This window comes from Granulicatella sp. 20925_1_45, from assembly GCF_041433555.1.
GTDB lineage: Bacteria > Bacillota > Bacilli > Lactobacillales > Aerococcaceae > Granulicatella.
The window spans coordinates 21,450-47,730 of sequence record NZ_JAPWBR010000010.1; the positions used below are offsets into that span (position 1 = coordinate 21,450).

24 protein-coding genes are annotated in these 26,281 nt (G+C 37.8%); 23 read left to right on the forward strand and 1 reads right to left on the reverse strand.

Annotation, left to right across the window (positions count from 1 at the left end; translation table 11 throughout):
• Positions 1–6: 6 nt before the first annotated feature.
• The 10 genes from aspS to O3798_RS04605 all read left to right on the forward strand — a co-directional run bounded on the left by aspS (position 7) and on the right by O3798_RS04605 (position 11,433).
• A complete protein-coding gene (gene aspS, locus O3798_RS04560; RefSeq protein ID WP_371463628.1) occupies positions 7–1,764 on the forward strand; it encodes an aspartate--tRNA ligase in 1,758 nt (585 codons plus the stop codon).
• A 35-nt stretch (positions 1,765–1,799) separates the two neighbouring features.
• Positions 1,800–2,567 (forward strand): DeoR/GlpR family DNA-binding transcription regulator, encoded by a 768-nt coding sequence (locus O3798_RS04565; protein ID WP_048781905.1) that lies wholly within the window; start codon positions 1,800–1,802, stop codon positions 2,565–2,567.
• A gap of 24 nt (positions 2,568–2,591) precedes the next feature.
• Positions 2,592–3,299, forward strand: coding sequence for a tRNA (adenine(22)-N(1))-methyltransferase TrmK (locus O3798_RS04570; protein WP_048781907.1), 708 nt, complete (start codon positions 2,592–2,594; stop codon positions 3,297–3,299).
• A complete protein-coding gene (locus O3798_RS04575; protein ID WP_371463631.1) occupies positions 3,286–4,431 on the forward strand; it encodes a Nif3-like dinuclear metal center hexameric protein in 1,146 nt (381 codons plus the stop codon). Before O3798_RS04570 ends, O3798_RS04575 begins: the two co-directional genes overlap by 14 nt.
• On the forward strand, positions 4,424–5,650 hold the full coding sequence (gene pepT / locus O3798_RS04580) for a peptidase T (protein ID WP_048781911.1): 1,227 nt from the start codon (positions 4,424–4,426) through the stop codon (positions 5,648–5,650). Before O3798_RS04575 ends, pepT begins: the two co-directional genes overlap by 8 nt.
• A 31-nt stretch (positions 5,651–5,681) precedes the next feature.
• Entirely contained in the window at positions 5,682–7,397 is a 1,716-nt protein-coding gene (locus O3798_RS04585) for an NFACT family protein (protein ID WP_371463633.1), read from the forward strand.
• Positions 7,398–7,406: 9 nt separating this feature from the next.
• Positions 7,407–8,042, forward strand: coding sequence for a pyroglutamyl-peptidase I (gene pcp, locus O3798_RS04590; protein WP_371463635.1), 636 nt, complete (start codon positions 7,407–7,409; stop codon positions 8,040–8,042).
• 18 nt (positions 8,043–8,060) lie between these two features.
• Positions 8,061–9,221 carry a radical SAM family heme chaperone HemW gene (hemW, locus tag O3798_RS04595; RefSeq protein WP_371463637.1) on the forward strand — a complete coding sequence of 387 codons (1,161 nt, stop codon included), beginning with the start codon at positions 8,061–8,063 and terminating at the stop codon, positions 9,219–9,221.
• Between the two features lie 104 nt (positions 9,222–9,325).
• Positions 9,326–10,372: an AEC family transporter gene (locus O3798_RS04600; protein WP_048781916.1), complete on the forward strand. Its 1,047-nt coding sequence runs from the start codon at positions 9,326–9,328 to the stop codon at positions 10,370–10,372.
• A gap of 62 nt (positions 10,373–10,434) precedes the next feature.
• The gene (locus tag O3798_RS04605; protein WP_371463639.1) at positions 10,435–11,433 is read left to right on the forward strand and encodes a 2-hydroxyacid dehydrogenase; all 999 of its coding nucleotides are present in this window, start codon (positions 10,435–10,437) and stop codon (positions 11,431–11,433) included.
• 58 nt (positions 11,434–11,491) lie between these two features.
• Here the strand turns inward: O3798_RS04605 and O3798_RS04610 are convergent, their stop codons facing one another.
• Entirely contained in the window at positions 11,492–12,157 is a 666-nt protein-coding gene (locus tag O3798_RS04610; RefSeq protein WP_371463641.1) for a hemolysin III family protein, read from the reverse strand.
• A gap of 207 nt (positions 12,158–12,364) precedes the next feature.
• Between O3798_RS04610 and deoD the strand changes: the two genes are divergently transcribed.
• From deoD to codY, 13 genes are all read left to right on the forward strand, one after another.
• Entirely contained in the window at positions 12,365–13,069 is a 705-nt protein-coding gene (gene deoD, locus O3798_RS04615; protein ID WP_371463643.1) for a purine-nucleoside phosphorylase, read from the forward strand.
• A 27-nt stretch (positions 13,070–13,096) separates the two neighbouring features.
• Positions 13,097–14,599, forward strand: coding sequence for a S41 family peptidase (locus O3798_RS04620; protein WP_371463644.1), 1,503 nt, complete (start codon positions 13,097–13,099; stop codon positions 14,597–14,599).
• A 15-nt stretch (positions 14,600–14,614) separates the two neighbouring features.
• Complete coding sequence (gene lepB, locus O3798_RS04625; RefSeq protein WP_371444906.1) at positions 14,615–15,277, forward strand: signal peptidase I; 663 nt, start codon at positions 14,615–14,617, stop codon at positions 15,275–15,277.
• Positions 15,278–15,413: 136 nt separating this feature from the next.
• Positions 15,414–16,115 carry an MgtC/SapB family protein gene (locus tag O3798_RS04630; protein ID WP_048711194.1) on the forward strand — a complete coding sequence of 234 codons (702 nt, stop codon included), beginning with the start codon at positions 15,414–15,416 and terminating at the stop codon, positions 16,113–16,115.
• 122 nt (positions 16,116–16,237) lie between these two features.
• Positions 16,238–16,894 carry an NAD(P)H-dependent oxidoreductase gene (locus tag O3798_RS04635; RefSeq protein WP_371463646.1) on the forward strand — a complete coding sequence of 219 codons (657 nt, stop codon included), beginning with the start codon at positions 16,238–16,240 and terminating at the stop codon, positions 16,892–16,894.
• A 174-nt stretch (positions 16,895–17,068) separates the two neighbouring features.
• Positions 17,069–17,929 (forward strand): ribosome biogenesis GTPase YlqF, encoded by an 861-nt coding sequence (ylqF, locus tag O3798_RS04640; RefSeq protein ID WP_371463648.1) that lies wholly within the window; start codon positions 17,069–17,071, stop codon positions 17,927–17,929.
• On the forward strand, positions 17,929–18,696 hold the full coding sequence (locus tag O3798_RS04645) for a ribonuclease HII (RefSeq protein ID WP_285251980.1): 768 nt from the start codon (positions 17,929–17,931) through the stop codon (positions 18,694–18,696). Before ylqF ends, O3798_RS04645 begins: the two co-directional genes overlap by 1 nt.
• 64 nt (positions 18,697–18,760) lie before the next feature.
• A complete protein-coding gene (gene dprA / locus O3798_RS04650; RefSeq protein WP_285251981.1) occupies positions 18,761–19,627 on the forward strand; it encodes a DNA-processing protein DprA in 867 nt (288 codons plus the stop codon).
• Between the two features lie 159 nt (positions 19,628–19,786).
• On the forward strand, positions 19,787–21,859 hold the full coding sequence (gene topA / locus O3798_RS04655; RefSeq protein WP_285251982.1) for a type I DNA topoisomerase: 2,073 nt from the start codon (positions 19,787–19,789) through the stop codon (positions 21,857–21,859).
• A gap of 687 nt (positions 21,860–22,546) precedes the next feature.
• A complete protein-coding gene (gene xerC / locus O3798_RS04660) occupies positions 22,547–23,500 on the forward strand; it encodes a tyrosine recombinase XerC (protein ID WP_048709816.1) in 954 nt (317 codons plus the stop codon).
• Positions 23,497–24,027 carry an HslVU peptidase proteolytic subunit gene (gene hslV, locus O3798_RS04665; protein WP_048709813.1) on the forward strand — a complete coding sequence of 177 codons (531 nt, stop codon included), beginning with the start codon at positions 23,497–23,499 and terminating at the stop codon, positions 24,025–24,027. Before xerC ends, hslV begins: the two co-directional genes overlap by 4 nt.
• 12 nt (positions 24,028–24,039) lie before the next feature.
• The gene (hslU, locus tag O3798_RS04670; RefSeq protein WP_371463653.1) at positions 24,040–25,446 is read left to right on the forward strand and encodes an ATP-dependent protease ATPase subunit HslU; all 1,407 of its coding nucleotides are present in this window, start codon (positions 24,040–24,042) and stop codon (positions 25,444–25,446) included.
• A gap of 17 nt (positions 25,447–25,463) precedes the next feature.
• Positions 25,464–26,267, forward strand: coding sequence for a GTP-sensing pleiotropic transcriptional regulator CodY (codY, locus tag O3798_RS04675; protein ID WP_048781942.1), 804 nt, complete (start codon positions 25,464–25,466; stop codon positions 26,265–26,267).
• Positions 26,268–26,281: the final 14 nt, after the last annotated feature.

Consider the following 26,281-nt stretch of genomic DNA (forward strand, 5'->3'; position numbering starts at 1 on the left):
ATGGATATGAAAAGAAGAACAGAATATTGTGGATTCATTAGTGAAAAATTAGTTGGACAAACAGTGACATTAGATGGTTGGGTGGCAAAACGTCGTGACCACGGTGGAGTTATCTTCATCGACTTAAGAGACCGCGAAGGGATTATGCAAGTGGTTTTCAACCCAGCACGTAACCAAGAGGCGTTTGAAATCGCTGAAAAATTACGTTCTGAATACGTGATTCAAGTAACTGGTGAAGTGGCTTATCGTGGAGAAGGACTAGAAAACCCAAATCTAAAAACGGGTAAATATGAGTTATTAGTAGATGAAGTAGAAGTATTCTCTCAAGCGAAAACTTCTCCTATCTATATCGATGACGAACAAAAAGCATCAGAAGAATTACGTTTGAAATATCGTTACTTAGATATTCGTCGTCGTCCTGTATTAGAAAACTTACGCTTACGTCATAAAACAACTAAATCAATTCGTGAGTATTTAGACGGTGAAGGATATATTGACGTTGAAACTCCAATTTTAGCGAAATCTACACCAGAAGGAGCGCGTGACTACTTAGTACCTTCACGTGTTCACGAAGGAAGCTTCTATGCATTACCTCAATCACCTCAAACATTTAAACAATTGTTAATGGGTGCTGGATTAGATCGTTACTACCAAATCGTTCGTTGCTTCCGTGACGAAGACTTACGTGGAGACCGTCAACCAGAATTTACACAAGTCGATATCGAAACAAGCTTCTTATCAGCTGAAGAAATCCAAGAAATGATGGAAGGCTTATTGAAGAAAGTGATGAAAGATACATTGGATGTGGATGTTCAAACTCCATTCCCACGTATTTCATTTGCAGAAGCAATGGCTCGTTACGGAAACGATAAACCAGATACTCGTTTCGATTTAGAATTAATCGACGTGAGTGACATCATGAAAGAATCTGACCTTAAAGTGTTCAGTTCATGTATCGAAAACGGCGGTGAAGTTAAAGTCATTAACTTAAAAGGACTTGCAGACGAATATTCTCGTAAAGATGCAGATAGCTTAGCAGACTTTGTTTCTAAATTCGGAGCTAAAGGTTTAGCATGGATTAAAGTTGAAGAAGATGGCTTGAAAGGCCCAATCGCAAAATTCATCGTGAACCAAGAAGCAGCTTTCCGTGAACGTATCAACGCTGAAGTTGGAGATATCGTGTTCTTCTGTGCGGACAAACCATCAGTAGTAGCACAATCATTATCTGAATTACGTTTACACTTTGGTAAGAAACATAACTTAATCGATACAAACAAATTCAACTTCTTATGGGTTGTTGATTGGCCATTATTAGAACATGATGCTGAAGAAGACCGTTATGTTGCAATGCACCACCCATTCACTCGTCCTGCGAACGAAGATTTCCAAGCATTAATCGATGATCCAGCAGGAGCGAAAGCACAAGCCTACGATATCGTATTAAACGGATATGAATTAGGTGGAGGTTCATTACGTATTTACCGTCGCGATATGCAAGAAGCGATGTTCAAAGTATTAGGATTTACAAAAGAATCTGCAGAAAGTCAATTCGGATTCTTATTAGACGCATTAGATTACGGTTTCCCACCACACGGAGGAATTGCTCTTGGGTTAGACCGTTTAGTAATGTTACTAGCTGGCGAAGACAACATTCGTGAAGTCATCGCGTTTCCTAAGAACAGCTCAGCAGTGGATCCAATGACACAAGCTCCAAGTGAAGTGTCAGCGAAACAATTAGATGAGCTTTCATTAAAAATTAAATAAGACCTGAATGGATTTCTAAAAAGGAGGAAGAAACTTTGAAGAGTAGTAAAGGGGTTGTGTTTAAACGACAACAACGTATCCTTCAGCTTTTACAAGAAAACCATGAGATGTCTGTTGAAGACTTATCGAAAGAGTTAGAAGTTTCTGAAATCACCATTCGAAGAGATTTACAACAATTTGAAGACCAAGGAGTTATCGAGCGCTTCTACGGAGGCGCACGCTACCTTGCTGGAAAAATTAAACAAGAAAACGTGGATCAAATTCAATATAATTCCATGAAGAAAAACATCGCAAGAAGAGCCGCGGGATTAGTAAGAGATCATAATATGGTCTTTATTAACTCAGGCTCTACTGCCTTTTTGTTATTAAATTTTCTAGCGGATGCCAACGTTACAATCTTAACGAATAATGGTCGTTCCATCTTCAAAAAGCCGTCTACGAAAGCGTCAATCGTGATTAGTGGTGGAGAAATTTTCGAACAGAAAAAATCTCTTGTTGGGGATTTTGCGATTAACTCATTCTCAAAAGCGCGTGCAGACATTTGTTTCCTAGGTGTTGGAGGAATTAGTAAAAACGGGATTTCAACGTATGCACTGCCAGAGACGGCAGTGAACCGTGTGATTTTAGAACGTACAACAGGGCACCGCATCATTGTAACGGAAGGGTTTAAAGTGGGTCGTGATTCAAACTTTCATACAGCGGATTGTAATATGATTACTCATTTAATTACAGACCATACCGCTGACCCTGAAACCGTAGCTTATTTGAAGAGTATCGGTGTGAAAGTGTTATTTATTTCGTAATGAAAAAGAATGTAGAGGTATAAAATGATTGAATTAGGAGAACGATTAACTCGTGTTGCTAGTTTTGTTCCAAACGGTTCAAAGGTATGCGATGTTGGTAGTGACCATGCGTATTTACCAGTGTATTTAATTCAAAATAATCAGATTACTTCAGCGATTGCGGGTGAAGTAGTTGAAGGACCGTTCTTATCAGCGAAGCAAACAGTTCGTGATTATCGAATGGAAGACCGCATTGAAGTTCGCTTTGGGGACGGATTGCAAATTCTTTCAAAAGAAGATGAGATTACTGCTGTTACGATTTGTGGGATGGGCGGAGAGCTCATTTCTCGAATCCTAGAAGCTGGATACACTGGCGGTCATTTAAACGGCAAAGAACGTCTCATTCTTCAACCAAACGTTGCGGAGCATTTTGTACGTGAATGGTTAATGAAGCATTCATATCGTATTACTCATGAGACGGTCGTTGAAGATAACCATCGCCTATATGAAATTATTGTCGCTGAACCAGTAAATGAACGTGTAGAATACACAGAACTAGAATTAAAATACGGTCCGGTTTTATTGAAACAACCATCTGAATTATGTGTTGCAAAATGGAAACGAACAAACCGTAAGAACAAAGAGATTTTGGAACAATTACAAAAGAGTAAGACGCCTCAACATGAAAAAATTGAGCAGTTTGAAAAAGCGTTTAATGAATTGCAAGGAGTGATTGATCGTGCCAACAGTTAGAGATGTGGTAAGTCGTTTTGAAAAACGAGTGCCAAAGAGTCTTTCGGTTCCAAAAGATCCCATTGGACTTCATTTTGGAGATTGGAATCAAGAAGTTAAAGTGATTATGACGACGCTCGATATTCGTCCAAGTGTCATCGAAGAAGCCATTTCTAAAAACGTTGATTTAATTATCGCGCATCATCCACCAATTTTTAGGCCAGTTGCGTTATTTGATTTAACCGTTCCGCAAAATAAAATGTTCCAACAAATTCTGAAGCATGATATTGCGGTGTACGCTGCACATACCAACCTTGATGTCGTTGAAGGCGGTGTGAATGATTGGTTGGCAGATGAATTGCTATTATCTGATGTAACAGTGATGTCTCCAACAACTACAATTCCATCTGTCAAGGTGATTACTTTTGTCTCTAAAAATGATGCTGATAAAGTTTTAGAAGCGATGTTTGAAGCGGGAGCTGGAACTATCGGTGACAACTATAAAGACTGTGCGTTCCAAAGTTCTGGCGTAGGACAATTTACACCCGTCGAAGGGGCGAAGCCTGCAATCGGATCGTTAAATAAACCAGAATTTGTAGAAGAAGTCAAACTAGAAGTTGTATGCTCTGAAGAGGTGTTAAGTGATGTTTTACGCGCCTTAAGAGAAGCACATCCTTATGAAGAGCCAGCAATCGACGTTTTCTCATTGAAGAATTCTGGAAAGACTTTAGGATTTGGTCGCGTTGGAAATCTTCCAAAAGCAATGACTGGGGATGAATTTATCGCTTTTGTTACTGAGCGATTTAACCTAAAAGGCTTACGTTATGTTCCATCTCGTGTGAACCCAGAAGGCCTCATTTCAAGAGTCGCTGTAATGGGTGGCTCAGGCGGAAATTATTACATGGATGCGCTCAGAAACGGAGCGGATGCCTTTGTAACAGGTGATATTTTCTACCATACAGCCCATGATATTCAAGAAACTTCATTATTCCTAGTGGATGCTGGTCATCATATTGAGGTTGTATGTCGAAAACAATTAGCCAAATGGGCTCGTGAATGGAAAGAAGAAAACAATTGGGATGTAACAGTGATTGAAAGTGAAACTTTTACAGATCCATTTGAATTTTATAAAGCAGGTGAAGAAAATGCATAAAGAATTAACAGAACGTTTTATTCGTTACGTAAAGAAAGAAACAAGATCTGACGAAACAAGTCAAACAGTCCCAACAACGCCTTCTCAAACAGCGTTTTTAAAAGATTTAGAGCAAGAATTAAATGAATTAGGATTCCAAGAAGTTTATTTAAATCCTAAAAACAGCTTCCTAACAGCAACAATCCCATCAAATGTTGACCATGAAGTGCCAACGATTGGATTCATTGCTCACGTGGATACAGCGGACTTTGAAGCTAGAAATATTCAACCTCAAATCCATGAAAACTATAACGGTGAAGCAATTGTCCTAGACGAAGAAGGAAAATTCGTATTAGACCCTAAAGACTTCCCGAACTTAAAGAACTATGTTGGACAAACATTAATCACAACAAATGGTAAAACATTATTAGGTGCTGACGACAAATCTGGTGTGACAGAAATCGTTACAGCAGGTGCTTATTTATTACAACATCCAGAAATTAAACACGGAAAAATTCGTGTAGCATTTGGTCCAGACGAAGAAATCGGACGCGGTGCTGATTTATTCGATGTGGAACAATTTGCATGTGATTTTGCTTATACAATGGATGGTGGACCAGTTGGTGAATTAGAATATGAAAGCTTCAACGCTTGCCGCGCTACAGTTCGTATTCAAGGAAAGAACGTTCACCCGGGAACTGCTAAAGATACAATGGTAAGTGCACTTGAATTAGCTCGTAAGTTCCAAAACGCACTTCCAGAGTTCGAAGTTCCTGAACACACAACAGGACGTGAAGGATTCTACCACTTAGTAGCAGCGGAAGGTGTTGTGGAAGAAGCTAAATTAGTGTACATCTTACGTGACCACAGCCGTGAATTATTCAATGCGAAAAAAGACATGATGCTACGCATTGCGACTCGTATGAATAAAGAATTAGATACAGACCGTATTACTGTTGATTTACACGACGAGTACTACAACATGGCTGAAATCATTGAAAAAGATTTCCGTTGTGTAGATGTGGCAAAACAAGCGTTAGAAAACTTAGACATCGTACCAATTATTAAACCAATTCGTGGTGGTACAGATGGTTCTAAGATTTCATTCATGGGATTACCAACTCCAAATATTTTTGCTGGTGGCGAAAACATGCATGGACGCTATGAATATGTTGCTGTGGAATCAATGGAAAAAGCAACACAAGTAATTATCGAAATCGCTCGTTTAGCAGCGCTATAATTTTTAACAGTAAAAAGAAAGGAGTGAGTTCATGACATTTGATGGTATTTTCACCAAATGGATGATGGACGAAGTGGCGCCTCAATTAGTTGGAGGACGTATTACAAAGATTCATCAACCATTACCATACGATGTACAATTCACCATTCGTGCCAACCGTAAGAACTACTTACTTGTTTGTTCGGCACACCCAATGATGGCTCGTGTACAATTTATTTCTGAGAAACCAGAGAATCCAGAAGTTGCTCCTAACTTTTGTATGATTCTTCGTAAGTATTTAGAAGGATCTATTATCCAATCATTCACTCAAGTAGAAAATGACCGTATTCTACAGTTGGACGTTTCAACGCGTGATGAACTTGGGGATAAGGCTGGATATCGTTTCACAATCGAGATTATGGGACGACATAGTAATTTGTTTTTAGTCAATCAAGAAGATAACACGATTATCGATTGTGTGAAACGTGTCTCTCTTGGTCAAAACAGTTATCGCACCTTACAACCAGGTGCAAGCTATGTGATGCCACCTCAAACGCAGAAGAAGAATCCTTTTGACTATTCGCTATTTGAATTAGACAGTTTACTTCATCCATTTATTGGAGAACCAGGAGAGAGAACATTAATGAATGTCTTTCAAGGGATTAGTAAGCAATCCGCTCATGAAATTGTGGAACGTAGTGAAAGAGAGGGTCAAAGCTTAGCAGAAGCCTTACATCACTATCTCGAAGAAGGCAATACGGCAATTCAGCCTACACTTACAAAGGCAGAGGATGGGAAGACGTACTTCTTACCATTTCCATATTTAAGTAAGACGGGTGAATCCCAAAGCTTTGAGAGTCTATCTGAATTACTAAGTGCATACTATGTACAGAAGATTCAAGAAGAGAAGATTCAGCAATTAGCAGGACACCTATTGCAAATGTTGAAATCTGAACTTCGAAAGAACCGTGAGAAGATGGTAAAACTCGATGAAGATTTAGCCAGAACTGAAAATGCAGATCATTATCGTGTTTACGGTGATTTAATTAATACGTATCAACACCAAATTGAAAAAGGTGAAAGTAGTGTAACGGTTCAAAACTTCTATCAAGACTATGAAGAAGTGACGATTCCGTTAAATCCATTATTAACAGCTTCTCAAAATGCGCAAGCGTATTTTAAAAAGTATCAAAAACTAAGAAATGCAGTCGCTCATATTCACGAGCAACAAGAAGCAACGAAAAATGAAATGGACTACCTCGAAAGTGTTATTTACCAAATCGAAGAAGCGGATGTATTTAACTTAGAAGCCATCCGTGAAGAACTTGTTGAGAGTGGCTACTTAAAACGTTCTGCTTTAAAAAAAGGTATTAAGAAACAAGGTGGCGCGAAACCGCATGTGTTTTATGCAACAGATGGCACACGAATCTTGGTTGGACGAAACAACTTACAAAACGATCAATTAACTCTACGCCAAGCGAAGAAAGAATACTTATGGCTTCATGCGCAAAATATTCCAGGTTCTCACGTGATTATTGAATCAAGTGATCCAGCGGAAGAAACGATTGGTGAAGGCGCGATGCTTGCTGCATACTACTCGAAATATCGTCTTTCTGGAACAGTTCCAGTGGATTATGTTCAAGTTTCAAAAATTCGTAAACCAAACGGTGCCAAACCAGGTTTTGTAGTCTACGAAGGTCAGCAAAACACGTATATTACGCCAGATCCAATAAAGGTTGAAGCGTTAAGAAATAATAAACCGAAATAGAGGGATATTATGAAAATTATTGTGACAGGATTTGACCCTTTCGGAGGGGAAATAATTAATCCATCGATTGAATGTGTGAAGGCTCTCCCAGAAATTGAAGGAGTAGAACTCATTCGTTTAGAATTACCGACTGTATTCAAAGAATCAGCAAAGCGTTTGAATGAAGTCATTAATGATGTCAAACCAGACGCAGTATTGAGCGTTGGTCAAGCAGGGGGAAGAACTGGTATTACAATGGAACGTATTGCAATTAATGTCGATGATGCGAGAATTCCAGACAATAGCTGTCAACAACCAATTGATGAAGTTATTCAACTTGATGGTGAAGCTGCGTACTTTACAACTTTACCAATCAAACGAATTGTAAAAGCGATTCGTGAAGCGGGAATTCCGGTGGAAGTTTCCAATTCTGCTGGGACATTTGTATGTAATCACATCATGTATCAAGCGTTATTTGCTGCAACAAAGGCCGATAAGCCTTTTAAAGCAGGATTTATGCATATTCCGTTTATTCCAGAGCAAACGACGGATAAACCGTCTCTACCGCTTGAAGAGAGCACAAAAGCTTTACAAATCGCGATTGAGACAATTCGTGATTATTTAAATGATGAAGATATTAAGGTTCAAGAAGGAGCCATTTTTTAGAAAGGAGGGATTTGAATAATGTCTACAAAAGCAGCATATATTCATATCCCTTTTTGTTCGCATATTTGTTATTACTGCGATTTTAATAAAGTCTTTATTGAAGGACAACCAGTCGATGAGTATATTGAATTATTGATTCGTGAAATGGAACTCACTGGAAGAAAATATAAAATCGCTCCACTGGAAACATTATATGTGGGTGGAGGGACACCGTCTTCATTAACTCCGCAACAAATGGAGCAATTGTTAGATGGAATTCATCAACATTTACCACTACAAAATGGTGCAGAGTTCACAATGGAACTGAACCCAGATGACGGTACACCTGAATTACTCTCTGTGATGAAGGAAGGCGGCGTGAATCGTCTCAGCATGGGAGTCCAAACCTTCAATAACGATTTACTGAAAGCCATTGGTCGTAAGCATACAAAAGAAACGGCAATTCGTACTATCGAGAACGCAAGACAAGTCGGATTTGAGAATATGAGTATCGACTTGATTTTTAGGCTTCCAAAACAGACAATTTCAGATTTTGAAGAGAGTTTAAAAATGGCGATGACTCTAGACCTGCCTCATTATTCCATTTACTCATTAATTCTTGAACAAAAGACGGTATTCTACAATTTGATGAGACAAGGGAAACTTCCATTGCCGAGTCAAGATGAAGAGGCTGATATGTTTGAACTGGCGATGAAGACGATGGAGGATTTCGGTCGTCATCATTATGAGATTAGTAATTATGCACTTCCTGGATATGAATCAAGACATAATCTCCATTACTGGAAGGCGGATGAGTACTTTGCTTTTGGTGCGGGTGCTCATGGGTATGTGAATGGAGTTCGTTACCAAAATAATGGACCTATTCAACATTATCTGACTCCGTTAAGAGATGAAAAATTGCCTATTTTTTCAGAGATTTTGTTAACAAAAAAACAAATGATTGAGGAATTTATGTTCTTAGGGTTAAGAAAGTTTTCAGGTGTTTCAAAGAAGGAATTTATGGAAAGATTTGGAAATTCTATGGATGAAATCTACGGAGAAGTTATTCAAGAACTAATTGAAGAGGAATTGCTCACAACTACTTCTGATGGGTACGTTCTAACTCACCAAGGGAAGTTTCTTGGAAATAACGTTTTCCAATCGTTTTTGATTGATGAAAATAAAAATGAAATTTTTTGAAAACAGGGGATATTGTTAAACATTTCTTAAAGAATGTGGTATCATATCTTATGGCATTTTAAATGCAAAAAAAATAAAACAAAAGAAAAGGGGATATCTATCCAATGGAAAATATCGTTAAGATCTTAACAGCACCAACATTTGTGTCTGCTATCTTCTCAACAATTTCAATTATCTTAGTGGGTTACATCATCCGTAAGAAAAATATTGTTGATGCAAACAGTGGTAAAGTCTTATCTAACGTTTTACTTTCAGTTGCGATTCCTGCGTTAGCGTTCAAAGCCTTCATGGTTGACATTAACGACAAGACATTCACAACTGGTTTAAACGTATTTATTTTTGGTTTTATCGCTTATGTCATTTTAATTCTTTTAGGAGAATTATTCTTTATTAAGGAGAAAGGTGACCGTAAAACTACTTTATCAGTATTAACAACTTTCGGTTCTACAACTTTCTTCGGTATTCCAATCATTAACGGATTGTTAGGAGCGACTGGTACTTTATACGCGAACATCTTTAACCTAGCTTACCGTGTATTCTTATACTCTTACGGTTTAATTCGTATGAGCGGATTAAAATTCGAGAAGAAAAACTTAAAAATGATTTTCGGTAACATCATCGTTATCGCAACATTTGCAGGATTATTAATCTGGATTTTCCAAGCTTCATTACCACAAGTTGCTGTACAAGTAAAAGTTGGTGAAGAAACTAAAGAAGTTATGTACGCTTTCTTACGTATCGATAAGACAGCTCCATGGTTATTCAAAGCTATTACTTACTTAGCTGACTTAAGCTCACCACTTGCATGGTTAGCAATCGGTATCACTTTAGGAAACATTTCTTTAGGTGAAGCCGTTAAAGATAAGATGGTTTGGTACTACAGCGTTGTTAAATTAATCTTAGTTCCTGCAGTATTCGTTGCAGTGATCTTCGCAGTTAGCCCATTCTTACCAATGGCTCCTGAAGCTTCAAAAGGTATTCTTATTATGTTAGCTACACCACCAGCAACAGTTGCAGTGGCTTACGCTATCAAATACGATAAAGAAGCAGCACTTGCAAGTAATGCTTCATTATTAGGAACTGTATTAGCAGTATTCGCAATCGTCTTCTGGATTGTTGTTGGATCTGTTATTTTCCCAGGAGTAGGTTAAACCAAAAAAAGTAGATCGAATTTCGGTCTACTTTTCAATTTATATAAAATGGAGGATTTAAAATGAAAGTTTTAGCATATGGTGTTCGTGAAGTTGAATTACCAATTTTCGAACAAGTAAACGAAAAATTTGGATACGAATTAACTTGTATTCCAGAATACTTAAATTCTGAAGAAACTGCTCGCAAAGCAGAAGGTTTCAAAGCTGTTATCTTACGTGGTAACTGCTGGGCGAACAAAGAAACTTTAGATATCTACAAAGAATTAGGAGTAGAGTACGTATTAACTCGTACTGTTGGTGTAAACCACATCGATGCTGAATACGCAAAATCATTAGGAATGAAATTAGGGTACGTTCCTTTCTATTCTCCAAACGCAATTAGTGAATTAGCTGTAACATTAGCAATGACATTATTACGTAACGTTGCATATACTGCAGCAAAAACAAGCCAACAAGATTTCACTGTAGACACTCAAATGTTTGCTAAAGAAATCCGTAACTGTACTGTTGGGGTTGTTGGTATCGGACGTATCGGTTTAACAACTGCGACATTATTCAAAGGTTTAGGCGCTAACGTATTAGCTTACGATGCTTTCCCTAAAGAAGGCGTTGACCACATCTGTACTCAAGTACCTTTAGATGAGTTATTAGCGAAATCAGACGTGATTTCAATTCACGCTCCATACATTCCTGCTAACGGAAAAGTAATCACTAAAGACTTCATCAGCAAAATGAAACCAGGTGCTATCTTAGTAAACACTGCTCGTGGTGAATTACAAGATATCGATGCAATTATCGAAGCTTTAGAATCTGGTCACTTACGTGGTGTTGGTTTAGACGTATTAGAAGGAGAAAGCGAAGTGTTCTTCAAAGACTTACGTGGTCAAGAAATCGCAAATCCTGCTATCCGCAAATTAGTTGAAATGTACCCACGTGTATTATTAACACCTCATATGGGTAGTTACACTGATGAAGCAGTATTAAACATGGTTGAAACAAGTTTTGAAAACTTAAAAGAATATGTTGAAACTGGTTCATGTAAAAATGACATTCAATGCTAATTGAAAGCAAACGAAAAACATCTCTTAGAGCAATCTAAGAGATGTTTTTTGCGTATCATTATAAATATTTGAAAACGGCTAGGAACATAAAAATTGCTCCAGCTAGTACAAAGAGATGCCAAACGACATGATAGAAATTATGATATTTACGCTTGTAGAAAATTGTTCCTAGTGAGTAACTTAATCCACCAAGGAAGAGGTATAAAATGCCTCCCCAGCCCATGCTTTCATATAAAGGTTTCAATGTGAAAATGGATACCCAGCCCATTGCTAAATAAAGAAAAACAGATATTTTTGAGAACTTCTCTAAGAAGAAGGCTTCAATGATGACGCCCCCAATCGCGAAGACCCAGATAGCAATACAGAAGATTAATCCTTGTTGGCCTCCAATTCCAATTAAGCAAAACGGAGTGTAGGTGCCCGCAATCAAGAGATAGATGGACGAGTGGTCAATTCTCTGGAATACCTTAGCCGCTTTTGTGAACTTAAAGCTGTGATAGAGTGTAGAAGCTAAAAATAAAAGAATTAGCGATGCACCATAGACGCTAAAAGCGATAATTTGAGTAGTATTATTAACCGCTACGGCTTTCATTAAAAGTAATACAAGAGCAGTAATCGCAAGAGCGACACCGATACCATGCGTTACGGCATTTAACACTTCACCAATAATTTCAGATTTTATGGATTGAGCTTTTCGTTCTTTTCTTAAAGTAGATGCTTTCATCGCAACACACTCCTTTCGATAACTCTCATTATAGAAGGCAAAACATCTTTTGTCAAACAGACTTTCTAGGACTTTTTTTGTGAAATTGACGTACGTTCGTTGTTAAGAAAGGCTTAAATAGGCGGTTTTAAGTTTCCATTACTTGTGTTTTATAGTAGAATAGTACATATATCAATAACGGGGTTTCCCACAAAAGGAGAATAAAAAATGAGTGTTCATATTAATGCTAAAAAAGGCCAAGTTGCTGAATCAGTTTTAATGCCAGGAGATCCATTACGTGCAAAATTTATTGCTGAACATTATTTAACAGAAGTAGAACAATACAATGCAGTCCGTAACATGTTTGGTTACACTGGTTTGTATAAAGGTCAACGTGTATCTGTTCAAGGTAGTGGGATGGGGATTCCATCTATTATGATTTATGCCAATGAATTATTCACTGAATTTGGCGCAGAACGCATCATCCGTATCGGTTCTGCCGGCGGTATGCAAGAAGATGTTAAAGTTCGTGATATCGTTTTAGCACAAGGAGCTACAACAGATTCATCCATTTTCAACAACATTTTCCAAAACCAAGTAACTTTTGCTCCAATCGCAAGCTTTAACTTATTAGATAAAGCGTATCATTTAGCAAAAGACCGTGGTGTTGGCGTTCACGTAGGGAATGTATTGTCTTCTGACCGTTTCTATAACGCTGAATTAGACAAGAAGAAATTAATGGATTACGGAATGCTATGTGTGGAAATGGAAGCTGCAGGATTATATGCTTTGGCAGCTCAACACAAAAAAGAAGCATTAGCAATTCTTACAATTAGTGACCACCTATTAACAGGTGAAGAAACAACTGCACAAGAACGTGAACAAACATTTAACGATATGATGGAAATCGCGTTAGAAACTGTACGTGCATAAATTTTGAAGTAGAAAGAAGGAACCCGAATGGGAAATAATCCAAAACCTCAAGGCGCTGTTCAAAACGGTCTTGAGTCGAAAAAAGTTTCCGTTTGGATATTATTTTTAGCGGTATTATTAACAGGAGTATTCACTTATTTTGGAACGAGCTATGCTGCTCGAACTTCTCAAAATCAAGTGGCTCAATCTGAAACAAAGAATGATTCAAACAATGTCACTGGAAAATCAAGTGATACTCTTACAAATGACGATTTGGCAAAATTAGAACTTGTATATGATACACTTGTTTCTGGATACGTTGATAAAAACATTAACAAAGATGATATTATCAACGGAGCCTTAAAAGGAATGGCAGAAGCTACAGGTGATCCATATACGAACTATTTAGTAAACGATGAAACTGCTGCGATCGATGAAACGATGACAGGTTCATTTGGAGGAATTGGTGCGGAATTACGTTCTGAAAATAACCGAGTGATTATTAGTAATACTCGTGAAGGAACACCTGCTCAAAAGATTGGTCTTCAAGAAAATGACGCTATTCTTAAAGTGAATGGTGAAGACATGGAAGGTAAGAGCATCTCTTATGTTGTTTCTAAGGTCCGTGGGGAAGTCGGAACAGATGTAACCTTAACAATCCAACGTGGCACACAAGAGCTAGAAGTAAAGATTACTCGCGCTAAAATTGCTATTGAAACGGTTAAAGGAACTGTGGATTCAACCGATGCGACAATCGGTCACGTTCAAATCAACTCATTTGCTAAAAACACTGCAAAAGAAGTTGAAAAAACTGTAACAGATTTACGCGAAAAAGGCGTTAAGAAATTTATCTTCGACGTTCGTTATAATCCTGGTGGTTTGTTAGATCAAGCGATTATGATTGCGAATATGTTCGTTGATGATGGAAAGACTATTCTTAATGTTGAAAATCGTGATGGACAAATCAAGTCATACAACGCTTCTAAAGACTATGGTACGTTCGAGATTACTGAACCATACGTATTACTTGTAAATGAAGGTAGTGCTTCTGCTTCTGAAATTTTGGCCGCAGCCTTGAAAGAGTCTGCAGATGCAAAATTAATCGGTAAGAAGACTTATGGTAAAGGGACCGTTCAATCTGTAATTGAAGTTGGCGATAACGCTGAATTGAAATACACGATAGCAAAATGGTTAACACCTAACAAAACATGGATTCATAAAACAGGTATTGAACCAACGGAAGAAGTCTCAATGCCAGATTATTACAACATCACGATTATCGACACGCGTGAAGTCGTTAAAGAAGGCGCTGTGTCTGACAATGTGAAAACAATTGAAACAATCCTTAAAGGTTTAGGATACGATGTTACTGCAGATGGGTACTTTGATAGTAAAACTACTGAAGCTGTAAAAGAATTCCAAAAATCAAAAGGATTATCTGAAACTGGCGAAGTAGATGAAAAAACTGGTACAGCATTAATGAGTGCGATTCGGGATGCATTGAAAGCAAACGATACTCAATACAAAGCTGCTGTAAAAGCTTTACAATAACAAAGGAGGATGGGAATGTACGAAGATAACCAAGTGGAAAATTCGGCCCTAGCTTCTATCGAAGAGAGATTAAACTCTCGTAAGAATAAAGGGAATGAACCTAAGAAAAAACATCCGATTCTAGAAGAAATTCTAGAAGAAATTCTTAGTTGGATTTGGTCTATTGCTGTTGCAAGTATCATTATGGCGATTCTCTACTTCTTTGTAGGTCGTCCATTTACAGTTAGTGGACAATCGATGTATCCAACCCTTCATAATGGAGATCATATGATTATGTCAAAAATTGGCGGTATTAACCGTTTTGATGTGGTTGTATTGAAAGCTCCAGACGAAGATAAAGAATATATCAAACGCGTCATCGGAATGCCTGGTGATACGGTTGAAGCGAAAAATGGAGTTCTGTATATTAACGGAAAAGAAGTGGAGCAACCATTTATTAACACAAATAACGACAAGAAGACAGTCTTCATCGATGATTTTACATTGAAAGAGTTGACTGGAGAGGACAAGGTTCCTGAAGGTAAATACTTTGTCATGGGAGACAATCGAGGCGTTTCGAAAGATAGTCGAATGATTGGATTTATTGATAAGTCCGCCATTGAAGGAAAAGCCGTATTTACAGTATGGCCGCTTAACCGTATTGGTGGATTGAAAGACTATTCGAATTTATATCAATAGAGAGTAAAGAGGCAGATTTCTGTCTCTTTTTCTTTTGCTTGTAGAATAACTATGATTAGAAAACGATTTCATTATTGTTGACTTTCTATCGAAATATGCGTAAAATAGAAAGGTACATTTTTAAAGGAGGAAGAGTATGGATCAAATTTTTGTGCGTTCATTTGACGCAATGTTAGAGTTAAGACATTTTACGTCAATTATCCTCGCATGTATTTGCGGACTGTTAATTGGATACGAACGAAAAGCCAGAAATAAACAAGCCGGTGTTAAAACCCACGTTATTGTTTGTTTAACTTCCGCATTGATGATGATTATTTCCAAAGAAGCGTTTCTTGATACTCATGACTTTGATTCAACACGTGTCGCAGCACAAATCGTTAGTGGTATTTCCTTCATCGGTGGGGGAATTATCTTCATGCGTGACAAGAAAATTAGTGGACTAACAACAGCAGCTGGTATTTGGGCGACCTCCGGTATCGGTATGGCGATTGGTGGAGGATTATGGTTCTTTGGTCTCGTATGTAGCGTGTTCGTTATGTTGATCCAATGGCTAACACATGATTTTACAAAACAACATCAAATCTACCAAGCAAGCATCAATGGGACGGTAGGTGATATCTCGCTCGTTCATGATATTTATCAATACTGTGATTTAAAACAATATCAAATTGCGAATGTTGATGTAAAAGATATCGGTGGTAAATATGAAATTAACATTCAGATTGAAAATGATAAACAAATTTCGATTGATGATATTGAAGCAACCATCAGGGAGCGACATATTGACTTCAAGATTAAGAAAGTGAAGTTCAAGTCGTCAGAAAACAATCCTCAATAGTAAAGATGAGACTGAAGCAATTCAGTCTCTTTTAATTTAACTAGGTGGATTGCTATTCTATTTCTAAATTGTTAAACTAATGATATATATTGTGTGTAAATTTTACACTTAAGGAGACTTGTATGATGAATAGAGAAGAAGTCGTTGCATTACAACACCAACGTTATGCTACTAAAAAATTTGATCCAACTCGTCGCATTTCTGATGAAGATTGGGCAGCACTTGTGGAAGTAGGTAGATTAGCTCCTTCTTCGCTTGGTTTTGAACCTTGGAAAATGCTTTTATTAAATAACAAAGAAATGAAGCAAGATTTAAAATCAATGGCTTGGGGCGCTGTTTCAATGCTTGATGGTGCTAGTCATTTTGTGATTTATCTAGCTCGTAAAGGCGTGAACTATGAAACTCCTTATATCGAAAAATTAATGCAAGAAGTAAGACATAGAAGTTATGATCCCGATTCTGCTTATGCGCATCGTATTAAGAGTTTCCAAGAAAGTGATGCAAAGCTGAACGATGAACGTTCACTCTTTGACTGGGCAAGTAAACAAACGTATATCCAAATGACAAATATGATGAATGCGGCAGTTCTAATGGGGATGGATTCATGTCCAATCGAAGGATTCGATAAAGATAAAGTAGAAGCTTATTTAGAAGAAAAAGGCGTTTTGGATACATCAGAATTTGGAGTATCTGTTATGTGTGCTTTTGGTTATAGAGACGAAGAGATTAAACCAAAAGTTCGTTGGAATACAGAAAGTATTTACGAAGTAATCGACTAAAATTTTTGCATATAAATGAAATCTCAGTGCAATGACAAGGAATCGTTGTTGTACTGAGATTTTTCGTTATAGGGATGAGGAAGAGAACGGAAAAAAGAATGAAAACATGGTATAATGTTTGATGGTTCAATATGAATGATTTATTAAAGACCAAATAGAAAGGATTCGAAATTTATGGCAACAATCCAATGGTTCCCTGGGCATATGGCCAAAGCGCGCCGGGAAGCAACAGAAAAATTAAAACTAGTCGATGTTGTGATTGAAATGGTGGATGCTCGTATTCCAGAATCAAGTCGCAATCCTATTATCGAAGAAATTAAAGGTCAAAAGAAACAGTTAATTTTATTAAACAAAGTAGATTTGGCAGATCCATCTCAAACAAAACGTTGGAATGATTATTTTACTAGCCAAGGAATTAAAGTTCTTACAACAGAAGCAAAAGACGGAAAAGGGATTAAACTAGTAAAGGCCGCGATTAAAGAATTAATGGCACCGGTCTTTGAAAAGAATCTTGTAAAAGGAATCCGTCCTAGACCGATTCGCTTAATGGTTCTTGGTATTCCAAACGTTGGAAAATCAACTTTTATCAATCGTATGATTAATAAAAACCAAGCGGAAACTGCAAACCGCCCTGGGGTTACAAAGGGACAACGTTGGTTGAAAATCGAAAATGATTTTGAGTTATTAGATACACCAGGAATTCTATGGCCGAAGTTTGAAAGTGAAGAAGTTGGAAATAAGCTAGCGTTAACTGGAGCTATTAAAGATGCGCTCCTTCATATGGATGATATTGCATTATTTGCTCTTAGTCAGTTCAAATTGGATTATCCAGAGTATTTAAAGAAAGCTTATCGATTAACGGATGATGATTTAGAACTCTCAAACGTAGATTTATTAATGTTAATTACAAAGAATTTAGGCTTTAAAGAAGATTATGAAAAGGCAAGTGAACGAATCGTGTTTGATATTCGTTCAGGGAAACTTGGTCGTTATACATTAGACCAAGCGCCTGTGTCGTTAACGGGGGAAGCATAATGGAAAAACGTTCCATCAAAGAAATTAAATTGATTCTTGAAGAAATTCAAACGTTGTCGGATGAGCGTTTAACAGAACTTCGAAGTGACGAGCGTAAAGGAGTTCAAGATTTAATTGCCAAATTCGAACGTCAGTACGCTAAAAAAGCAGTACGTGCTGCTCACTTTGAGGAAATGCAAAGCTTTGAACGTGCAGCTAAACAAAAAGGCTACAAAATGATTGCTGGAATCGATGAAGTGGGTCGCGGTCCACTTGCTGGTCCAGTCGTAGCAGCTGCCGTGATTCTACCTGAAGGAATGGAAGATATCGGTCTGGATGATTCGAAGAAATTAAGTGCTAAGAAGCGTGCTGAAATTTTTGAAATCATTAAAGAACAAGCCATCGCAATTGGTATCGGTATTGTAGATGCTTTTACGATTGATAAGATTAATATATATGAAGCAAGTAAAGTGGCTATGAAGAGAGCGATTGAATTATTGCCAGAACAGCCAGACTACTTATTGATTGATGCAATGAAACTGGATACTGGTATTCCTGAAGAAGGTATTATTAAAGGGGACGCTAAAAGCATCTCTATTGCTGCAGCAAGTATTGTTGCTAAAGAGGTTCGTGACCAAATGATGAAGGATTACGAACAATTGTATCCAGGTTACGGCTTTGCTCAAAATGCCGGTTATGGTACGAAAGCGCATCTTGAAGGTCTTGCAAAATTAGGACCAACACCAATTCACCGCATGACATTTGCTCCAGTGAAAGATTATCAATAAAATCCAAAACAGATCTCTTTCTCGTAAATAGTATTGAAAGACTATTTCGAGAAGGAGTTTTTTTATGATTTGGACAAAACGTAGATTACTGATTGCAGTTGCGATGAGCGATACGCTGACGAGCAAACGATTCTTTGAGCTCTATGAACGGTTGAATGAAGATGTCTCCTTAAACGACACTTTTGTTCTAGGGGATTTAAAATACGCACTGCCAGAAGAAACGAGTCAGTGGATAGAATCAATGGATTGGGATGTTGAAATCAAGAGACTACAGGAAAAAAGAGTGAAGGTATTGACCGTTTTGGACGGTGGTTATCCCCAACGATTAAAAGAAATTTATTTACCTCCTATTGTATTATTTTATAGAGGAAACTTATCACTCATTAATCAGAGAGCAGTAGCTATTGTGGGATCAAGAGATCATTCTAAATATGCTAAAGAATGTATTCATGAGTTAATCCCACCCATCGTTAATGATGGTATTGTAGTTGTCAGTGGATTAGCTCGAGGTGTGGATACATTAGCTCATGAAGAAACCCTCAAGACTAACGGGAATACTATTGCAGTTATTGGAAGTGGATTAGATGTCGTTTATCCACCTGAAAATGCGAATCTTTATGACATGATTGCGAAAAGAGGATTACTCCTTTCTGAATATCCACTAGAGAGTCGACCTTTAAAATTCCATTTTCCATACCGTAATCGCATCATCGCTGGACTAAGTCATGGAGTATGTGTGATCGAAGCGAAAGAGAAAAGTGGAAGCCTCATAACCGCAAACTTAGCATTGAGTGAAAATAGAGAAGTTTTTGCCGTTCCGGGAAACATATTTTCGCCCCATTCAAAGGGAACCAATAGCTTGATTGAAGCAGGAGCGTGTCTTGTTAAAAACGGCGATACCATTTCTAAAAATCTGAAATATTTTCCTTAAAAATACAATCTAACAGTTTAAGAGATTATTTTGTTGCCTTGACAAAAAGAATGTGTTTAGATATGATGACAAAAGATAATTTAAGCAATCTCACTATTCTCGGGCTTTCTTAGCTTGAGAGAACTGTTAGATAGAGTGGATTAGGGAAGGAGCCATTTAATGGTGAAGCAAAATCTAGTAATTGTAGAGTCTCCTACAAAAGCTAAAACCATTGAACGCTATTTAGGGAAAAACTTTAAAGTAGTTGCTAGTAAAGGGCACTTACGTGATTTGCCTAAAAGCAAAATGGGCGTAGATATTGAACATAATTATGAACCTCATTATATTTCAATTCGTGGGAAAGGTGATTTAATCAAATCACTTAAAAAAGAAGCAGCAAAAGCAGATGCTGTCTATCTCGCGAGTGACCCGGATAGAGAAGGAGAAGCTATTTCTTGGCATTTAGCTCATTTATTAGGACTTGATTTAAACGCACCTATTCGTGTGGAATTTAATGAGATTACAAAAGATGCAATTAAAGAAGCGTTCAAGAATCCTAGAAAGATTGATATGGACTTAGTGGACGCGCAACAAGCACGTCGTATTTTAGACCGTCTTGTGGGTTATACTTTATCTCCTATTTTATGGAAAAAAGTGAAAAAGGGACTCAGTGCAGGGCGTGTTCAAAGTATCGCTGTGAAATTAATCATTGATCGCGAGAACGAAATTAAAGCATTCGTTCCAGAAGAATACTGGACTCTTGAAGGACAATTCAAGAAAGAAAAGAAAGCTTTCACGGCTAATTACTATGGAACAACAGCTAAGAAAGCCGCTTTAGAAAAAGAAGCGACTGTAAAATCAGTAATGGCAGAACTTTCTGAGAAGAAACCATTCAAGGTTACTAAAGTGACGAAAAAAGAACGTCGTCGCAATCCTGCAGCACCATTTACAACAAGTAGTTTGCAACAAGATGCGTCAAATCGCTTAAACTTCAGAACTCGTAAAACGATGATGGTTGCCCAACAACTTTATGAAGGGGTATCACTTGGACGTAGTGGTTCTGTCGGTTTAATTACGTATATGCGTACAGACTCAACTCGTATTTCAGCATCTGCTCAAAATGAGGCGTCTGAGTTCATTGAGAAAGAGTTTGGTAAAGAATACTGTCTAGCGACTAAACGCGCTGTAAAGAACGCTGAGGGGGCTCAGGATGCGCACGAAGCCATTCGTCCGTCTTCAGTTCTTCGTACACCAGATTCAATCGCAAGTTATTTAACGAAAGATCAATTGAAATTGTACACATTAATTTGGTCACGATTCGTTGCTAGTCAAATGACAGCCGCCGTTTATGACACTGTACAAGTTGATTTAGAACAAAATAACCATGTGTTTAAAGCGAATGGATCAACTGTCAAGTTTGCTGGATATCAAAAAGTTTATCAAGATAATGCAGATGCGAAAAAAGGAAACGCACTTCCTGAAATGCAAGTTGGGGATGAAGTTCAATTAGCTAAACTAAATCCTGAACAACATTTCACGCAACCACCTGCGCGTTATTCTGAAGCGACTTTAATTAAAACCTTAGAAGAAATCGGCGTTGGTCGTCCATCAACATACGCACCAACAATTGAAACAATCCAAAAACGTTATTACGTTAAACTAGTTTCTAAGCGTTTTGAACCAACAGAACTTGGTTATGTAGTACATCAAATCATTGAACAATATTTCCCAAATATTGTCGATACTCATTTCACTGCTTCAATGGAAGATAATCTCGACCTTGTTGAAGAAGGAAAAGAAGAGTGGGTACAAGTCATCGATAAGTTCTACCAACCATTCAAGGTTGAAGTGGATAAAGCAGAAGTTGAAATCGAGAAAGTTCAAATTAAAGATGAACCAGCTGGATTTAACTGTGAAAAATGTGGACATCCAATGGTCATTAAATTAGGTCGTTTTGGTAAATTCTACGCTTGTAGTAATTTCCCAGAATGTCACCACACTCAAGCAATCGTGAAAGATATCGGTATTACATGCCCAACATGTGGTAAAGGGAAAGTTATCGAACGTAAATCGAAGAAAAACCGTATCTTCTATGGCTGTGATCGTTACCCTGAATGCGAATTTGTATCATGGGATAAACCGATCGGACGTAATTGTCCTAAATGTGACCACTACTTAGTAGAGAAAAAAGGTCGCGGTGGAAAACAAATTGCATGTAGCAATTGCGATTACAAAGAAGCTGTTCAAAAATAAAGATAAAGAGCACTTAGAGAAATCTAGGTGCTCTTTAATTTTGCCCTGAATAATAACAGTGCTTTGATTTATACGCAGTGGTTTATTGACGTTCTTTTCATCACTCATGATTCAAGAACGTCTAATAAACTTTGCGGGCGAAAGACGACGAAGCAGAATATTCTTGCACTGCAAAAATATTCTTTACTTCTGTCTTTCTGCCATCCTGTGGAGTTGAACTCGGACTCACAGGACTGCAAAACTTCACACTGTGAAGTTTTGTTTCCAGAAACGTACGCAGAACGTTTCACGTTCCTTCCGTCGTTTCGGTCCAGTGTTTCAGTCATGAGCGTTCGCCCTCGTATCCTGGTGTAGTTGAGTTCGCCAACGCAGAAATGGCGTGCGTTTCCCGAAATATCCGCACGGTCTTATAGACCGTTTACGGTATTCCGGTCCAACGTTCCATTTCTAAGCGCGATGTCTCACATCCTGTTAAGTTGAGTTCGAAAAGGCATAGGCTCAAGCCTTTCGAGGTTAGTCCGCACGACTGTAAACAGTCCTTTGCGGCTAACCTGCGAACCGTCATCGCCTATGAACGCCTTTTCTCACATCCTGTTTATTAAATTTGTATTAATTGTCGTAATAATTTTGACAATTCGGTTGTAAGAAAGTGCTTTCTGTGATAAAGTTAACGATAGGAGGAAGACGATGAAGAACGAAATGCAAGATTTTTTAACGTATTTAAAAGTTGAACGACGTTATTCGCCAGAGACGATTCATGCGTATGACCGTGATATTCAACATTTTTATGACTATTTGACAGAAGTTCCAATTCATTCTTGGAATGATGTCACAGTCGTTGATGTTCGAATTTATCTTGGTGTATTGCACCGCGAAAACTATAACCGTTCGAGTATTTCTCGTTTTCTTTCGAGTTTACGTTCGTTTTATCATTTTCTTGTCGAAAGAAGCATCGTAGAAACAAATCCTTTTGCGTCTATCAGTTACAAGAAGGGTAAAATGCGTCTGCCTGAATTCTTTTATGAGGATGAAATCGAAAAATTTATTGATTCAATCGATGGAAATCAGTCTTTAGACCAACGTAATAAAGCTCTAGTAGAAGTATTATATGCTACAGGTATGCGTGTAAGTGAGTTAACGAATTTAACTCTTGAGCAATTAGACCTTGAAAATAGCATTATTCTCGTCATTGGTAAAGGTTCTAAAGAACGCTATGTTCCGATTGGTGACTTTGCAAGGACGGCCTTAGAAACGTATCTTGAAGAAGGACGCAAAGACTTGATGGCGAAAGAACGTAAGGACCATTCCTACGTTTTCGTGAATCATTTAGGCGATCCACTGACGACTAATGGGGTTCGTTATATTTTAGAAAAACTCATCCAAGAAAGTGGTCTGACACTTAAAATTCATCCGCATATGCTTAGACACACGTTTGCGACTCATTTGTTAAATAACGGTGCGGATATGAGAACAGTGCAAGAACTTCTAGGACACGTAAGTCTTAGTTCGACTCAAATTTATACACATGTGACAAAAGAAGCTCTTCAACAAAATTACCAATTATATTTTCCAAGGTCTAAAGCTGGGAAGAGTGAATTTGATGCAAGTGCCTTTAATAAGAACAATGGAGGAAAATCATGACTACAATTTGTGCAGTAAAAAAAGATAACCAAGTTGCGATGGCTGGTGACGGCCAAGTAACAATGGGTGAAAAAGTGATTATGAAAGGAACCGCTCGTAAAATCCGTCGTATTTTCGACAATCAAGTACTTGTTGGATTTGCGGGTGGCGTTGCAGATGCTATCACTTTAGAAGAAATGTTTGAAGATAAACTCAAACAATTTAAAGGGAACTTACAACGTGCTGCTATTGAAATGGCAAAACAATGGAGAAGTGACCGTGGTTTACAAAAATTAGAAGCGATGTTAATCGTGATGAATAAAGAACAAGTTCTACTTGTTTCAGGAACGGGTGAAGTCATTGAACCAGACGATGGAATTCTAACAATTGGTTCTGGTGGAAACTTCGCTTTAGCAGCTGCTAGAGGGCTCCTAAGATTTGGAGATTCGAGTTTAACAGCAGAAGATATCGCTCGTGAAAGTTTAAAAATCGCTTCAGAAATTGATATTTTTACAAACGATAATATCATTACTGAAACGTTAGCGTAAGGAAGTGGTTGTATGCAAGCAAATATTAGTAAAACACCAAGAGAAGTGGTGTCCGAATTAGATCAATTTATCGTTGGTCAACACGATGCTAAACGTGCTTTAGCGGTGGCTCTTCGAAATCGTTACCGTCGTTTATTATTAGACGAAGAAATGAAAAAAGAAGTGACACCAAAGAATTTATTGATGATTGGACCTACTGGGGTAGGTAAAACTGAATTAGCTCGTCGTCTTGCGAAATTAGTCGATGCACCATTCGCAAAAGTGGAAGCCACTAAATTTACGGAAGTGGGTTATGTTGGACGTGATGTAGAATCGATGGTTCGTGACTTAGTCGAAAACGCGATTCAAATCGTTACTAAATTAAAACAAGAAGAAGTTAAACCTCAAGCGTTTGATAAAGCCGTTAAGAAATTAGCGAAGGTTTTAAAACCAGGAATCATGAAGAAAGTATCAAATCCGCAACAAGATTCACTTTTTAGTATGTTCCAACAAATGGGAATCCAAAATCCTGGTATTGAACCTGAGATGAAAGAAGAAGTCACTGAAGAGATTGCTCAAAAACGACGCGATATTGAGCAACAATTAAGAGACGGCCTTCTTGATTCTAAAGAAGTGACGATTGAATTAACAGAGAAACCAATGCGTATGGCTGGCTCTGGAAATCAAATGGAACAAATGATGCAAATTCAATCCGTTCTTGACCAAATGACACCGAAGAAGAAAATTAGCCGTACTGTTACGGTGAAAGAGGCGTTAGAATTACTAACAGAGGAAGAAGCTAACAACTTAATTAATCAAGAAGATATGCATGCAGAAGCGTTGAAACTTGCTGAAACTTCTGGAATTATCTTTATCGATGAGATTGATAAGATTGCAGCAAAAGGCCATAACGGTAGTGAGGTTTCTCGCGAAGGGGTTCAACGTGACATCTTACCGATTGTTGAAGGAAGCCAAGTGAATACGAAGTACGGTGTGATTAACACAGACCATATCTTGTTTATCGCATCTGGTGCCTTCCATGTCGCTAAACCAAGTGATTTAATGCCGGAATTACAAGGTCGTTTCCCAATTCGTGTTGAATTACAAGATCTATCTAAAGAAGACTTCGAACGCATCCTAACGGAACCTAAGAATGCATTATTGAAACAATATAAAGCCTTACTAGCAACAGAAAATGTAGAAGTCATCTTTACAAAAGAAGCCGTCTCAAAACTGGCTGAAATTGCTTTTGAAGTGAACAGTACAATGGAAAATATCGGTGCTCGTCGTCTTCATACGATTTTAGAAACAGTACTTGAAGAATTGTTATTTGAAGCGCCATCTATGCAAATGGGAAGCATTCAAATTACAGAACAATATGTTGAAAGTAAACTAAATGCGATTCGTGAGGATCAAGATTTAACGAAATACATTTTATAAAAAAGGAGAATACACTTGTGCGTACAATATTAGCTGATTTACGAAAAATAAACGAGATTGTGCAATACGACAACGTGTGGAGAGACTCAGAAACTGCTGACTTACCATTTAATAAGTTGACTGAAATCTTAGGATCTTTATTAAAAGTCGATTTATATATTGCTTCAATCGATGGGAGAATGCTTGGGATTCATGATGAGTTCCAAGTGAATAACGATCGTATGAAAGAATATAAGGATAGTCGTCAATTTCCAGACTTCTATATGAAAGAATTGACGACCTTAAAATTCACAAAGGAAAATATTCCGGTGACCGATAATTTAACGATTTTCCCGGTTGAATTACACGATAACTTCCAAGAAGCAATGACAACGGTAATTCCAATCTACGCTTCTGGTAAGCAACTGGGATTTGTTGTGATGGGGAAAGAGGGGCAACCTTTCTCTACAGATGATTTAATCTTAGCTGAACATGCTGCAACAGTAATCGGGACAGAAATGCTTCATTGGTATACTCGCAAGATTGAGCAAGAAAAACGTGAACAACAAAATGTCCACCTTGCTCTCAACTCATTATCTTATAGTGAATTAGAGGCTATTAAAGTGATTGTAGGTCTGTTTGATGGAATGGATTTACGATTCACCGCTCTTAAAATCGCTCAAGAATACCATATTACTCGTACAGTAATTGTGAATGCTATCCGTAAGCTTGAATCAGCTGGTATTATCGAAAGCAGAAGTTTAGGTACAAAAGGGACATATATTAAAATTAAGAATGAAAATATTAAGTCTTCACTATTGTCAGAATTAAAACATGCGTAAATCGAGGCGATGAT